Source organism: Bacteroides oleiciplenus YIT 12058 (assembly GCF_000315485.1).
In the GTDB taxonomy this organism is placed as follows: Bacteria; Bacteroidota; Bacteroidia; order Bacteroidales; family Bacteroidaceae; genus Bacteroides; species Bacteroides oleiciplenus.
The window spans coordinates 388,426-403,299 of the sequence record NZ_JH992946.1 but is presented as its reverse complement, the minus strand read 5'-3'; the positions used below and the strand labels follow the sequence as shown (position 1 = coordinate 403,299).

General features: G+C 45.0%; 8 protein-coding genes, 2 tRNA genes and 2 rRNA genes. 2 read left to right on the top strand and 10 right to left on the bottom strand.

Annotation, left to right across the window (positions count from 1 at the left end; genetic code table 11):
* The 6 genes from HMPREF9447_RS26150 to HMPREF9447_RS26115 all read right to left on the bottom strand — a co-directional run.
* A 23S ribosomal RNA gene (locus HMPREF9447_RS26150) occupies nucleotides 1-1,508 on the bottom strand; the annotation flags it as partial.
* 136 nt (nucleotides 1,509-1,644) lie between these two features.
* Nucleotides 1,645-1,718 (bottom strand) — tRNA-Ala (locus HMPREF9447_RS26145).
* 28 nt (nucleotides 1,719-1,746) lie between these two features.
* Nucleotides 1,747-1,820: transfer RNA gene (locus tag HMPREF9447_RS26140), tRNA-Ile, on the bottom strand.
* A 188-nt stretch (nucleotides 1,821-2,008) separates the two neighbouring features.
* Nucleotides 2,009-3,532 (bottom strand): 16S ribosomal RNA (locus HMPREF9447_RS26135).
* 920 nt (nucleotides 3,533-4,452) lie between these two features.
* Entirely contained in the window at nucleotides 4,453-4,938 is a 486-nt protein-coding gene (locus tag HMPREF9447_RS26120) for a hypothetical protein (RefSeq protein ID WP_009132657.1), read from the bottom strand.
* Between the two features lie 418 nt (nucleotides 4,939-5,356).
* Nucleotides 5,357-6,676: a VapE domain-containing protein gene (locus tag HMPREF9447_RS26115; protein ID WP_009132656.1), complete on the bottom strand. Its 1,320-nt coding sequence runs from the start codon at nucleotides 6,674-6,676 to the stop codon at nucleotides 5,357-5,359.
* Between the two features lie 599 nt (nucleotides 6,677-7,275).
* On the opposite strand from HMPREF9447_RS26115, the gene rhuM reads away from it, so the two are divergent.
* On the top strand, nucleotides 7,276-8,256 hold the full coding sequence (gene rhuM / locus HMPREF9447_RS26110; RefSeq protein ID WP_009132655.1) for a virulence protein RhuM/Fic/DOC family protein: 981 nt from the start codon (nucleotides 7,276-7,278) through the stop codon (nucleotides 8,254-8,256).
* A gap of 108 nt (nucleotides 8,257-8,364) precedes the next feature.
* Here rhuM and HMPREF9447_RS26105 read toward each other — a convergent pair whose 3' ends face one another.
* The gene (locus tag HMPREF9447_RS26105; RefSeq protein WP_009132654.1) at nucleotides 8,365-9,708 is read right to left on the bottom strand and encodes an MATE family efflux transporter; all 1,344 of its coding nucleotides are present in this window, start codon (nucleotides 9,706-9,708) and stop codon (nucleotides 8,365-8,367) included.
* Nucleotides 9,709-9,832: 124 nt separating this feature from the next.
* Here HMPREF9447_RS26105 and HMPREF9447_RS26100 point away from each other — a divergent pair, with 124 nt between their 5' ends.
* Nucleotides 9,833-10,765, top strand: coding sequence for a DUF5106 domain-containing protein (locus tag HMPREF9447_RS26100; protein ID WP_009132653.1), 933 nt, complete (start codon nucleotides 9,833-9,835; stop codon nucleotides 10,763-10,765).
* Nucleotides 10,766-10,861: 96 nt separating this feature from the next.
* On the opposite strand, the gene HMPREF9447_RS26095 is transcribed toward HMPREF9447_RS26100, so the two are convergent.
* The 3 genes from HMPREF9447_RS26095 to HMPREF9447_RS26085 are packed head-to-tail and all read right to left on the bottom strand — an operon-like array spanning nucleotide 10,862 to nucleotide 14,868.
* Nucleotides 10,862-12,298, bottom strand: coding sequence for a glycoside hydrolase family 30 protein (locus HMPREF9447_RS26095; protein ID WP_009132652.1), 1,437 nt, complete (start codon nucleotides 12,296-12,298; stop codon nucleotides 10,862-10,864).
* Nucleotides 12,299-12,347: 49 nt separating this feature from the next.
* The gene (locus HMPREF9447_RS26090) at nucleotides 12,348-13,400 is read right to left on the bottom strand and encodes a beta-galactosidase (protein ID WP_009132651.1); all 1,053 of its coding nucleotides are present in this window, start codon (nucleotides 13,398-13,400) and stop codon (nucleotides 12,348-12,350) included.
* Between the two features lie 7 nt (nucleotides 13,401-13,407).
* Complete coding sequence (locus HMPREF9447_RS26085) at nucleotides 13,408-14,868, bottom strand: arylsulfatase (protein ID WP_009132650.1); 1,461 nt, start codon at nucleotides 14,866-14,868, stop codon at nucleotides 13,408-13,410.
* Nucleotides 14,869-14,874 lie beyond the last annotated feature (6 nt).

Below are 14,874 nucleotides of genomic sequence, written 5' to 3'. Positions count from 1 at the left end.
ATCTACACCCTTCAACGGACTATTCCGTCAGTCCGCGGCACTATCACGCCTCCGTCTCCACGTCACTCTTTAAGGTAGTACAGGAATATTAACCTGTTCTGCCATCGGCCTCACCGTTCGGCTGAGCCTTAGGACCCGACTAACCCTGATCCGATTAGCGTTGATCAGGAAACCTTAGTCTTTCGGCGAGGGGGTTTCTCACCCCCTTTATCGTTACTTATACCTACATTTGCTTTTCCACACGCTCCAGCAAAGCTCACGCTTTACCTTCAACGCAGAGTGGAATGCTCCCCTACCGATGTTTACACATCCCATAGCTTCGGTAAATTGCTTATGCCCGATTATTATCCACGCCAAACTCCTCGACTAGTGAGCTGTTACGCACTCTTTAAATGAATGGCTGCTTCCAAGCCAACATCCTAGCTGTCTTAGCAATCTGACTTCGTTAGATCAACTTAGCAATTATTTGGGGACCTTAGCTGATGGTCCGGATTGTTCTCCTTTAGGACATGGACCTTAGCACCCATGCCCTCACTCCTGATATAGAACTAATACGCATTCGGAGTTTGTCAAGACTTGATAGGCGGCGAAGCCCTCGCATCTTATCAGTCGCTCTACCTCATATTAGTATAAATCAAGGCTGCACCTAAATGCATTTCGGGGAGTACGAGCTATCTCCAAGTTTGATTAGCCTTTCACCCCCACCCTCAGCTCATCCGGAAGCTTTTCAACGCTTATCGGTTCGGTCCTCCAGACAGTGTTACCTGTCCTTCAACCTGGCCAAGGGTAGATCACTTGGTTTCGCGTCTACTCCTTCCGACTATCCGCCCTGTTCAGACTCGCTTTCGCTTCGGCTGCAGGTCTCAAGACCCTTAACCTTGCCGGAAAAAGTAACTCGTAGGTTCATTATGCAAAAGGCACGCCGTCACAGTTTAAACTGCTCCGACCGCTTGTAGGCGCATGGTTTCAGGGACTATTTCACTCTTCTATTCGAAGTACTTTTCACCTTTCCTTCACAGTACTGGTTCGCTATCGGTCTCTCGGGAGTATTTAGCCTTACCGGATGGTCCCGGCAGATTCACGCAAGATTCCTCGTGTCCCGCGCTACTCAGGATACCACTAGGGTTAAATTAGCTTAGTATACTGGGTTATCACCGTCTATGACTGAACTTTCCAGATCATTCTACTCACTAACTGTCTTCCCACAACGTGGTCCTACAACCCCATTTATGCCGTAACATAAATGGTTTGGGCTATTCCCCGTTCGCTCGCCACTACTAGGGGAATCATTATTTATTTTCTTTTCCTACAGGTACTAAGATGTTTCAGTTCCCTGTGTTAGCCTCCATCTAAGATGGATGATACGTCTTCAACATACCGGGTTGTCCCATTCGGAAATCCGCGGATCAAAGGTCATTTGCACCTACCCGCAGCTTATCGCAGCTTATCACGTCCTTCATCGCCTCCGAGAGCCAAGGCATCCGCCATGCGCCCTTGCTTACTTTTAGTCTTACCTAGCCGTATGGCTCGATATATACTTTCAGCTTGTTAATAACTTTACTTTTTTTTGTACATCATGTCAAAGAACGGTGCTTCAATTATTAACTATTAATTATAAACTATTAATTAACAATCAAAACGGAGTGGAGAATAACGGATTCGAACCGTTGACCCCCTGCGTGCAAAGCAGGTGCTCTAGCCAGCTGAGCTAATCCCCCGGGAAAGAAGCAAAGCTTCTTCTCGAAGTAGTCCCAGGCAGAGTTGAACTGCCGACCTCTACATTATCAGTGTAGCGCTCTAACCAACTGAGCTATAGGACTGTCGAGTTCAACCTCGCCTTGCGGCTCGGCTTCTTCTTTCTCATTATATCTTTTAAATAAACAATTACGCGTAGTCCAAGAGGTTCTTATGGTAGCATTTATGAAAGAACCAACTTTTAAATCATTTAATTAAGAAAGGACTATTATTTTTAATCCGCAATTCTCAATCTAACAAAGCGTCGCTCCAGAAAGGAGGTGTTCCAGCCGCACCTTCCGGTACGGCTACCTTGTTACGACTTAGCCCCAATTACCAGTTTTACCCTAGGCCGCTCCTTAACGGTTACGGACTTCAGGTACCCCCGGCTTTCATGGCTTGACGGGCGGTGTGTACAAGGCCCGGGAACGTATTCACCGCGCCGTGGCTGATGCGCGATTACTAGCGAATCCAGCTTCATGGAGTCGAGTTGCAGACTCCAATCCGAACTGAGAGAGGTTTTTGGGATTAGCATCACGTCGCCGTGTAGCTGCCTTCTGTACCCCCCATTGTAACACGTGTGTAGCCCCGGACGTAAGGGCCGTGCTGATTTGACGTCATCCCCACCTTCCTCACATCTTACGACGGCAGTCTCTCTAGAGTCCTCAGCATGACCTGTTAGTAACTAAAGATAAGGGTTGCGCTCGTTATGGCACTTAAGCCGACACCTCACGGCACGAGCTGACGACAACCATGCAGCACCTTCACAACTGCCCGAAGGAATAGATGTTTCCACCTACGTCAGTTGCAATTTAAGCCCGGGTAAGGTTCCTCGCGTATCATCGAATTAAACCACATGTTCCTCCGCTTGTGCGGGCCCCCGTCAATTCCTTTGAGTTTCACCGTTGCCGGCGTACTCCCCAGGTGGAATACTTAATGCTTTCGCTTGGCCGCTTGCTGTATATCGCAAACAGCGAGTATTCATCGTTTACTGTGTGGACTACCAGGGTATCTAATCCTGTTTGATACCCACACTTTCGAGCATCAGCGTCAGTTACAGTCCAGTAAGCTGCCTTCGCAATCGGAGTTCTTCGTGATATCTAAGCATTTCACCGCTACACCACGAATTCCGCCTACCTCTACTGCACTCAAGAAACCCAGTATCAACTGCAATTTTACGGTTGAGCCGCAAACTTTCACAACTGACTTAAGCTTCCGCCTACGCTCCCTTTAAACCCAATAAATCCGGATAACGCTCGGATCCTCCGTATTACCGCGGCTGCTGGCACGGAGTTAGCCGATCCTTATTCATATGGTACATACAAAACAGTATACATACTGCACTTTATTCCCATATAAAAGAAGTTTACAACCCATAGGGCAGTCATCCTTCACGCTACTTGGCTGGTTCAGGCTCTCGCCCATTGACCAATATTCCTCACTGCTGCCTCCCGTAGGAGTTTGGACCGTGTCTCAGTTCCAATGTGGGGGACCTTCCTCTCAGAACCCCTATCCATCGAAGTCTTGGTGGGCCGTTACCCCGCCAACAAACTAATGGAACGCATCCCCATCGATTATCGAAATTCTTTAATAACAAAAAGATGCCTTCTCGTTATACTATCCAGTATTAATCTTTCTTTCGAAAGGCTATCCCGGAATAATCGGTAGGTTGGATACGTGTTACTCACCCGTGCGCCGGTCGCCAGCAATGTATTGCTACATCCTGATGCCCCTCGACTTGCATGTGTTAAGCCTGTAGCTAGCGTTCATCCTGAGCCAGGATCAAACTCTTCATTGTAAAAGTATTATTAATCGGTATTACTACCGGTTGTTGCTCTGTTCAGGACGCTCGGTTTATTAAAAGTTTTCAAATCACCTATATATATAAGTTACTTGACGGTTCTTTTTTTATACCCAAGATTAATCATTTGACTGAGTAATCTTGCTCTTGTACTACTTGTATTGTTTATGTAAATTATTCAAAGATCGCTTCTTTTGGAATTGCTTTTCTTTTCAGAAAGCGGATGCAAAGGTAAGAACTTTTAAGTATATCCTCCAAATATTTTCGGAAGTTTTTTTCTTTTTTTCTTTTGCTCGTCGTCTCTCTTTGCGAAAGGGAGGTAAAAGGAAAAGAGAAAGGAGTTCTTAACAACACCGGTTTCTTAATCAAAAAGTCAATCATCGATTGCAGTCCTTTCGGAAAGCGGGTGCAAAGGTAAGAACTTTATTGCATTACTTCCAAATGTTTCCGGAAGTTTTTTTTCTTTTTTCTTTTCCGGAAGCGTAACTCTTGGTTAAAAGAGCAGCAAAAGGAAAGAAAAACGTTAGAGTTCTTACGCCGTTTCTGTCAGAATGTCAATTGCAAGGCTTACCATCTCTTGGAAAGCGGATGCAAAAGTAGTCGATATTATGATTCGCTCCAAATATATCTACCATTTTTTCACTATATTTCGGAAACTAATTTGTAATGCGCTGAGTGATAAGGATGTTGTAGAACATAATTTTAAGGAAGGGCGTGAACGGACACAAGGCACTACACATAATTATATTATGCGCGCGTGCGAAAGGCGGAAGTAGCTACTTCCCCTCATCCGGGGAGAAAGAAAATGAAGATAGACATAAATAGAGAGTGAGAAAAAGAATGCGAAGCCCTAAAAAAAAGGACTCCGCATTCACGAGATGAAAAAAGGATTGAAAAAGAAACGGTATATATATTGGTTAGATGAGGCATTTATTCTTTTTCCAAGTGAACAGACTACAAAGGAAAGACCATATGCCTTCCTTTTCAGAAATCAGACTCTTATAATTGCACATTATTTTGGTATGCATCAAAAGAACCTCATTGGCAAGATCAGTCATTTTCTCCAAATCGGCTATTAACTTCTCTTCCCGTTGAGTATGCACATAGTTTTGTTCCAGCAAATCATCGTTGAATTTCTCCAATCGGGCATTTTCCTGATAAAGCCAATTCACATGCTTTATCGGAAGACGCTCAACTGTGTCATCATCAGGATAAGATTTTATCGAATTAAAAACAAGGGCTCTATCAAGCTCTTCGGTATCCACCATCGGATTGGTGTCATCATAAGGCTCCTTATCTAAAGACGAGTACGTTAGATAACTAAGCCTGATCCATTCAAGGATTCGCTCCTCAGAAATGCCGTATTTTTCGGCTGCTAATTTCATAGATACCCAATTAGCCATATAGTGTTTGATTATTTAGTTTAAAATCAACCCTATACGGCTATAATGGTATATTATAAAGGTACGGGGTCTTACATCCTCCCTACCAGTAGGCATGTGGATACCCGCAACAAAGGAGGAGTAAGCCCGTACCAATAACTGATACAGGCTACGCTCATCCGACAGTTGCCAAAATTTCCACATTTTACTGATATCGGAAGAGGACACATAATATATTATGATACTACATGTCACTTGTTCAGTTGCAAAGATACGTTTTTTCTCTTATTCAACAACAAAAACATTCATTTGTTTTGACTCCCACCCAAAATATATTCTAAATAAGCCTCTTTCAAACTACTTATCAATAGATAAACCACTTCATAATAAAAAGCTCTCTCACCCCTTCCACAACATTGAAACTACTTATTCATCGGCATTAACGGGTGGAAGGGGTTGTAGATAGGGAAACAACTGAATAATAATTACCATAACGGCTGCGCGAACGAGGAAATCCCAATGGGGCAAGCTGTTGCGCAAATGCATTCGGATTTATTCCCCGCATGGCTGCCGGGTTCTGCTTCTTTAAGACTTTAAAAATGTCGGCAGCCGAAAGATGCAACACCACTTCATTTTGATCTTCGGTAGTGGAAGGACGGAAACAGGAACGAAGAAGTTCTTCCATCAAATTGCAACGCTGGAATGCCCGGTTATGCTCCTGCAACTCACATTCTTCCTCTGCCGTAAACCAATAACGACCGCCAGCCAGAAGTTCCTGCTTCAACTGGGCATAGATTTGTTTATGTTCGATATGGGCACAATCTATCTTGTCTTTTACCTCAATGCAGAGAAAACGTCGACTGCCGGTAGGGTCAGAAAGCAGATCGAAGCGATTGCTCGTACCAATGAAAGAGGCGATGCGCGGCAGGTTGCGATAGTTCCGCTGATAGGCTTTACAGAGGTTCAGATTTGCCATCTGCATCAGATTCTTCAGCAAAGGCATTTTCGACGCCGAGTATTTGTCGAACTCGTCCAGGTTCAGCAGTCCCATTTCCGACATCTTACGGGTGACGTTCCCTTTCGAAGTTAGTTCCACTTCGTCAGAATAGTAGCGGGACAGGCAATCGGGCATCAGGCATTTGCAGAAAGTGGATTTCAAAAACCCCTGTTTCGCACTGACAAGAACGGGTGCCACACTATTGGCATGCTTCCCCGTCATCCCCAGCCATTGGGCGGTGAGGGCCAATAGCCATATATGAAAATCTTTCAGCCATAGCGGGTCGGGAGAAACACGACGGGCAAGCGCTTCGAGGCGGTCGATGCCATCCCAGGCGGGAAGTTCATCCATGTAAAGGTGGAAAGGGTGATAACCGGGAACGCAGGTAGAGTAAAGATAACGGCTGATGTCCTTGTCCCAGCAGGCAATGCCTTGCGCATGGGCTTCGAGGCAAAAAGTGTTCAGTTCCCGCTTGCCGACGGGCGAAAAGCCCTCTCCCACTTTACCCGCCGGACGGTATTCGGTTTCTTCCGTGAGCAGGTTATAACGGAAATCATAGGTGGATTGCAGGAAAGTGTTCACATGTTCCGTCAGGCTGACCGGGGCGGGCTTGGTTAGGGCGGGCGACACAGGTTTTGTCTGTTGATCTATGGCGGGCGCGTTCTGCGCCGGGGTAACTTCCGGCCGGTTCTCCGGTAGTTGTTTTTCGTCCCTCCAATTCTCTAAAAGAGAGGCGATGAATTGCATGATTTTTGTCTTCATAATTTCATTGTTTATTTAGTGACTAATGGCACGAATTTACTACATGGGGATAGCGGTTTGCAAGTATTTGGCAGAATTAATCATCAGTTTCTTTCTTAATAAAGAAGGGGCTTTCTTTACGTCTTTAGGACTAAGGGAGAACGTTTTTAAGGGGCAGTATTATAAATGAACGACTGGAGTTGGTCGAAAGAATGACTGGAGTTAATCTATTGGTCAACTTCAGTTGTTCGATTAGCCGATTCCAGTCGTTCTTCAGTAAGAGTTAGGCTAAAGCGCGTTCTCCTTATATATGAAAGGTGATTTCGCTCTATTACTTAATAGAACGTTATTTGCAGGTGGAAACAGGAGTTGAGAACATTGAGAAGGGACAAAAGAGAAGCACAAAGAACCCTTCCACACGTTAAGGCCGATGAATCAGGGGATAGAAGGGTGTGGAAGGGGGTATAGTAATTGTTTATGTATACAAGCAAAGGGATAATTATAAGGTCTGATAAAGGTAAAAAAAACAATGTTATTAAAATGAGAAATATTGATGTATATGCTTCCATATACGGAAAATAATGCCTACCTTTATAGAATAATAACCAACATTTATAACGATGGAAAATAAAGGAGAAATTATCATTTACCAAACACCGGACGGACAAACGGAGATTGATGTAAGAATGGAGAAAGAGACTATATGGCTAACTCAGAAGCAAATAGCCGAATTATTTGGAACAAAGCGTCCAGCTATAACCAAGCATCTGAATAATATATATAGTAGCGGCGAATTGGAAGAAAGTAGCACATGTTCCATTTTGGAACATATGGGTAATGATGGCCAACAGAGATACAGTACTAAGTTCTACAATTTGGATGCAATACTATCAGTTGGTTACCGTGTAAACTCCAGTAATGCGACTAAATTCCGCCAATGGGCAAACAAAGTCCTGAAAAGCTATCTGATAAAAGGATACGCCGTCAACCAGCAAATGAAAGAGCAACAACTGGTAGATTTGAAGAACACCGTCAAGCTACTGTCAAATGTCATTGCCAACAAAGAACTGACTTTAGATGAAGCCAACGGATTGCTACATGTCATAACCGACTATACATATGGGCTGGACACTCTGGATAAATATGATTACCAGCAATTGGAGATAGAAGCAACCACTCCTAAAACTCCATTCAGGGCTACGTATGACGAAGCAATGGCAGCTATCCATTTACTTCAGAAGAAATTCGGAAGCAGTGACTTGTTTGGCAATGAAAAGGATCAGTCTTTCCACAGTTCTATAAATACGATTTATCAGACCTTCGGAGGTGATGAACTCTATCCCAGTATCGAAGAAAAAGCCTCCATGCTGTTTTATCTCGTTGTGAAGAATCATTCTTTCAGTGATGGGAACAAGCGGATTGCAGCTTTCCTGTTTCTCTGGTTTCTTGAAAAGAATGGTATTCTCTATAAAGAAGACGGTTCACGGCTCATTGACAACAATGCCCTGGTAGCTCTCACATTGATGATTGCAGAGAGCCGGACAGAAGAAAAAGACATTATGGTAAAAGTGGTGGTGAATCTGATTAACAAAAACAATTAAACCAAGCTATATCAGCAAGTTGCGTCAAAAGCCAGATAAGTTTATCAGTCTTTTGACGCAACACTTATTTCTATCATCTTCGTGACCTCACGAAAACCATCATAAACATCACCTCTTCTTATCCCTCAAAGTCAAGATCACAATAATCGCCACAGCAGTCATATCCCCTGCCGCCACCGCGAGCCAGATGCCAGTGACTCCGAACAACAAAGGCAACACGAAAAAGAACAGCACTGGCAACATGCCCCGCAGCAAGGTGAGCCTCATCGCACGATTTATCCGTTCGATACTGGTGTAATACCCGATAGCGATGACATTGATTCCGAAGAAAATATAATCGACGGCAAACAGGGGAAGGCCGACCACTGCATACTGCCAGGCATGACTTTCCCTGTCCGGCAAGAACAGCGAAACAATGTCTCCGGAGAAATACACGAACAGTCCGCTTATCATCAAAGCAAAAATAACGGCAGAGGTCACTGATAAACGCAATGCCTTATTGGAACGCGCAATCTGTCCGCAGCCATAATTATAGCTGATAATGGGTTGTGCCGACTGAACCATCGCATTGAACACCATGAAAATAATGGGGAACAGATAGCAGACGATACTATAAGCCGCCACCCCATCAGTGCCCAAGTGACTCATAAACACGTAATTGCCCGCAATAGCCATTACGGCAATGGTGACTTCACTCAAACAAGACGACACGCCGAGTTTCAGCATATACCACGTGTTCCTCAGTGTCAGCCGGATACTCTTGACGCTTACCTTCAAACGGGCAAACCGGACAGCCACAGACGGACGGAACAAATAAACCAGCAACATGAAGGTTCCAACCAACTCACCCAGGTCGGTAGCAATGGCAGCACCGAAAAGCCCCCATCCGAAAATAAAGATGAAGACATAATCGAGCAGGATGTTGACAAATGTAGCCGCCAGCATGGCCCACATGGCAAAATTCGGGTTCGTCAGGCGTACAAAGAAAGGCAGCGCCACCAGCAACACCGTGGACGGAATGGATATGGAGAACCAGAACAGGTATTCCGCCGCCAGTTCCGTCAGATGCCCCTCGGCTCCCAACAAGGCTACTGCCGTTTCCGGAAAAACAGTCAGCAATATTCCCATGGCAACACTAACAATCGTCAGCATGACTACCGCCTGTGTAACATTGATATTAGCTATCAGCCGCTTGCCACGTGAGAGGTTGATGGATGCAAGAATGCCTCCACCCATACCAAACATCAGTCCCAGCCCGGCGGCAATCATAAAAACAGGTGCTGCGATATTCACTGCCGCAATCGCATCGCTGCCTATTCCACGCCCCACGAATATCCCATCGACCACGGTAAACAACGCGGATGACACCATACCCAACAACGTGGGGAAGAGTTGTTTTGTATACAACTTACTCACACTCATGTTTTTGAAATCCAGATTATCCCTTTGCATATCTCATTGTTTTTTAAAAAAGCGGGGCAAAGGTAGGACTCATAAAATTGTTGATACTTAACAAATGGTAATTAAAGCAATTTCTTTATCTTTGTCCTTTAGAATATTATAAATCAACCGGATTATGAAAACTTATCTCAACATTTTCTTTCTGTTCCTGATTCTCTGCACTGCATGCGGGAATCGTAAAGCATCTGACAATCAAGCAGAAGATATAAAAAACGACAGTACAAAGACATTTGCCCTGCCCGTTATACCGGCTATGCTGAATACCCCCGAATCACGTGCAGATTATCTGGTGCGCCACTACTGGGAAAATGTGGATTTCGCTGATACCACCTATCTCGACCATCGGGAAGTGATGGAGCAGGCGTGGGTGGATTATATCGACATTATGAAACTCGTGCCGGAGGAGACTGCTATCAGTGCCATCAAACAGATGTATAAGGATGCGGGAAAGAAGAAGAAGGTTTTCTTCTACTTTACGGATTTAGCCGAAAAATACCTGTACGACCCGAACTCGCCCATGCGGAACGAAGAACTTTATATTCCGGTGCTGGATGCCATGCTGGAAAGCACCGTGCTGGATGATACGGAGAAGATACTTCCGAAAGGACGCCGGGAGCTGGCAGAGCAGAACCGCCCGGGAAGACAGGCGGAAGATTTCACCTACACGCTGGTATCGGGAAAGAGCGGTACGCTATACGGAGTAAAGGCAGACTACACGCTGTTGTTCATCAACAATCCGGGATGCCATGCCTGCGAGGAAGGCATTAAGGAGTTGAAGCAAGCCCCCGCCATCAATAAGGAATTTGAAGCGGGAAACTTAAAGATACTGTCTGTTTATCCGGATGAAGATAAAGAGGAATGGGAAAGACATCTATCCGATTTCCCGAAGGAGTGGATAAACGGGTATGATAAGAAATTAATGATTAAGGAAAAGAACCTGTATGATTTGAAGGCGATACCTACTTTGTATTTGCTGGATAAGAATAAGAAGGTGTTGCTGAAAGATGCGGTTGTGGGACAGATAGAACAGTATTTGCAACAAAGATAGAAATGGGAATCCCCTTTTCCCGATTTGCCGGTGATGAAACCAGCCAAGGAGAAAAGGGGATTGGAAGAATATATAAGCGCTTCAACACCTCATCTGCTACAGCAAAACCGTATTCAAGCTGTTTCCACGTAAAAATACGTATTCATCTTCCATACCAGACCGTGTGATTCTAATCCAACGATCGCGTCCTTCCAGTTCTGCCATGACCACGGCAATCCGCCCGTCCGGATTTAAAAAGGTGAGCGAAAGTGACGTGCCGTCACCCGAAGTTCTAATATAGCGTGCCCCGGGGACAACAAAATGCGAGACATGCTTCATCAGGTAAAACTCCGGTGTCCAACGATAAGAATGATTCACTGAATCAACTACTACAAGGGAGTTTTGTGCCCATCCCCAACGACTCACCCCTCCTTCGAGCAATGCCATATTCCAGTAATCATACACACTTACACCATTATCAATGAAATGTTTCAGCAAATTCCACGAATGTACCAATCCCTTCCGGTCGTTCTTTCCGTCTCCACATTCCTGTTCGGTTTGCAGTAAGCGCATATGGGGATATTGCGTACGTACAGTAGCTATAGCACCGCGTCCGGCCCATTGAAAGCCCACACCTGAAATGTATTTTTTAGCATGCACATCCTGCAATACCGTATCTACAAGCAATGCATTCGCCCGCTCCACTGTACCGAACATAACCTCTACCCCTTCCTGCTCCATCACAGGTCCAAGATATTGTCCGACAAACCGTGCCAGACTCCGCGCTGTCCAGACACAGCTCGGAAAGACCTGTGCACTATTAAACTCATTCTGAGGCATTACGGCAAAAATGTCAATGCCGGCATCCCGATAGGCACGGATAAATTTCTGAAAGTAAGTGGCATATGCTTGTAAGTGAAGCGAATCCATACGAAACATATCAGAACCTTCATGTCCCTCTTGCGACTCAAGCAATCCATTCCGAAACCTATCATCCCGGCAATTACGCTGATAACGCGAAGCATAATGCCCATTAAGCTTCATCCATGCCGGAGGACACCAAGGAGAAGCCCAAATGCTAAGTTGCGGATTCAGTTTTTGGGCACTAAGGATAAATGGTATCAGCGTTTCCCGATCATGGTCGATAGAGAAATGCTGCATGGCAAAGTCACCCGGAGTTTCGGCATACGAGTACCAGTCTCTGGAAAAGTCATTGGCACCAATGGGCATACGGCAAACTGTAAAGTTTGCCCCATGATCAGGAAGGAACAATTCCGACAGAATATTCTGCCGGTCGGTATCAGAAAGCAATGCCAAAGCATCCCATCCCAATTCGTTGAAACAAGCACCAAAACCCTCAATAACCTGGCAAGTATCTCCTGAATCGATATGAAGCGTAAGGACATCAGCGGCCTGAGAATTCTGCAATGTAGTATCGGCAATGGACTGCCACGGAGAGTCTGCTGTAGTACAGATATGTACGCGGGATACTTTAGAGCAGCCAACCAGCATAGAAAGAGTAGTTATACTCACGATAAGTAGACTTTTTCTCATATTTTCAATCAATTAATAGATAACTAAAATCCATTTAATATATGGGCATTCATTTCTTCTCCTCAAGTGACCGGAAATACATGTCTCCCGACTTCATTGCTTGTTCCCAACGGGAGTCATAGGTCTGATGTCCCGGTGTGCTTTTCATAACGTCCACGGCGTAGACGTTCAGATATGAGCAATGAATGCGTCGGGCGGCATCCATTACTCCCTGCAAAGTCCCGGTATTTGCAGTTTCAGCAGCATGTACCATTTCAAAAAACAGTTTCGTAGTTTTCGCCCAACGTTCAAAAAGTTCTTTCCGCTCGTTATCCCCTTTTTCGTAACTACCCTCCTTTATTCCGTTTTGTCCGACATACATGCCGTGGTCAACCGCACACTGCCCGAAATCCGGAAAGTAATTGGTTCCTTTCAAACTGCCCACATTCAGCGTGACCAAACAAGGGAGGTCGCTGACAATCTCAGCCGTCCGGTTAATCCAATCCAGAACGGTCTCACGCCACAACTCATCCGTATATGTGCGCCCGTCACTGGCTTTTGTAGCTTCATAAACAGCCTTGTAGTCGGGGTCTCTACGATGAATCGTTCCAAATCGATAAGGGTTGGTCTCAGCACCGGGAGTTACGTCTATAAATAAAATGTCCTTATTGGCACCAAAGTGCGAATTAATCTCACAAAGCAACTCCATAGCACATGAACGATAAACCGGATCCCAAAATAAGGGGATTTGAGTGTCACTACCTTCATGGTAGGCATATCTGGCCCCCTCATCCCATACCCATTCAGGAGTCGGTCTACGTGCGGCAGGATTATTCCAATAACCGCTGGTACTCCATATAATGCGTAAAGCGGTTTTCTTTCCGGAACGTGCCCAGCGCTCAATAAACGCATCGGCAGCACTCCAATCATACTTCCCTTTTTCCGGTTCAACCTCACTCCAGATAAGTGTATACAACCCTCCTATGATATAAGGATTATCAATAACCTCTTGCGTCGCTTCTTTACCATAACTGGCAAAATAGAGCATCCCCGCACCTTGGGAAGCCATGCCACTGGAAACACAGCAGCTTAAAAGTAGTACAGATAAAATCAGATATTTCATACTATAATTATCGTTTCAGTTTATTACGCTCTTTCAGTGTCAACGGATATAGCTGGTTCTGCACATGAGACTCATCCATATACTTCAATGCCTTCGCTACCAGTTCCGGGTGGTTACCGGCCAAATCATGGTCTTCAGCAGGATCATTCTTCAAATCATATATTTCTATTTTATCCGTATCGATGTATTTGATTACTTTCCAGTGATCAAATACTACCGATTGCTTGAATTCCTTGCGTGGCCGTATCCGGTCAGAGCATTCGTCAAACTCAAAATAGAGATATTCGTGCTTCTTCAACTGCGACTTTCCAAGCAATGTAGGAGCAAACGAGATGCCATCCGTCTGCTGCGGGATAGGAGCTCCGCCCAACTCACAGATAGTAGGCATCACATCCCAAAAAGCACTAAGCAAGTTCGTTTTTGAACCAGCGGGAATTGTTCCTGTCCAACGGGCAAACATGGACGTATGACATCCGCCCTCATACAAATCACGCTTATAACCACGAAAGTCTCCGGTAGAACGGAAGAAACGGTAATCGTGTCCTTCATTGTGTGCTCCATTATCACTTGCAAAGATAATCATGGTTCGCTCTCCCAAACCTTCCCGGTCCACACATTCCATTATTTCACCTACATATTTATCAAGGCTCATCACCATAGAAGCAAAACAACGCTCCGCCTCAGGCCAGTCATTAGCGGGAACCGGAGTATCAGACTGGTACTCCATAGGTGCATGAACCAAGGAGTAGGCAACATAAAGAAAGAAAGGTTTTGCCTTTTCGCGAACAATAAAATCAAGCGCTCTGTTCGTAACGATCCGGTCCATGTTAACCGGGCGTTCCAGTTGATCTTGTTCAGAAAGATTATAATAGTTCCCATTCTCATACATTGGTTCCACATTCTTCTTTGAGTATTCACTATAAGGTATATGTTCTCCTTGTTCATTCCATAGCAAATCAATCATCACTCCGTGCCGGTTGGGAAAGTCAGCGCTCAACTTACCAAAATGATAATCAAATCCGCGGTGAAAGGGAGTCTGATCTGTCAATTCACCCCCTAAATGCCAACGTCCACACATTCCGGTGACATAATCCGTATTCGTTTTTATCGCTTCGGGCAATGTGATATCGCCCGGACTGATGGGAACCACCCCAACTCCGGGAATGGCCTTATTGCCACGAATTGTACTATGCCCGGTATGTTTGCCTGTCATCAAGCAGCCACGTGACGGTCCTGATACAGGTGCACCGGCATAATGATTGGTAAAGATCATTCCCTCAGCAGCTAAACGGTCAATGTTAGGCGTAGGGATTGTTTTTTGTCCCAGGATTCCCAGATCACCGTAGCCTAAATCATCAGCAAGGATATAAATAATATTGGGCTTCGGCGCCTGAGTCACGGCTTGTCCAGAGCAAGCCGTCATTCCCATAGCAGTAGCACAAGAACTTAAAAGTAAAAGCTTATTCATCGTATA

Bases quoted from the DNA above. Each gene is read 5' to 3' on its own strand.
- HMPREF9447_RS26120 (WP_009132657.1), bottom strand. From the start codon at position 4,938: ATGGCTAATTGGGTATCTATGAAATTAGCAGCCGAAAAATACGGCATT.
- HMPREF9447_RS26105 (WP_009132654.1), bottom strand. From the start codon at position 9,708: ATGCAAAGGGATAATCTGGATTTCAAAAACATGAGTGTGAGTAAGTTG.
- HMPREF9447_RS26100 (WP_009132653.1), top strand. From the start codon at position 9,833: ATGAAAACTTATCTCAACATTTTCTTTCTGTTCCTGATTCTCTGCACT.
- HMPREF9447_RS26115 (WP_009132656.1), bottom strand. From the start codon at position 6,676: ATGAAGACAAAAATCATGCAATTCATCGCCTCTCTTTTAGAGAATTGG.
- HMPREF9447_RS26085 (WP_009132650.1), bottom strand. From the start codon at position 14,868: ATGAATAAGCTTTTACTTTTAAGTTCTTGTGCTACTGCTATGGGAATG.
- HMPREF9447_RS26095 (WP_009132652.1), bottom strand. From the start codon at position 12,298: ATGAGAAAAAGTCTACTTATCGTGAGTATAACTACTCTTTCTATGCTG.
- HMPREF9447_RS26090 (WP_009132651.1), bottom strand. From the start codon at position 13,400: ATGAAATATCTGATTTTATCTGTACTACTTTTAAGCTGCTGTGTTTCC.
- rhuM (WP_009132655.1), top strand. From the start codon at position 7,276: ATGGAAAATAAAGGAGAAATTATCATTTACCAAACACCGGACGGACAA.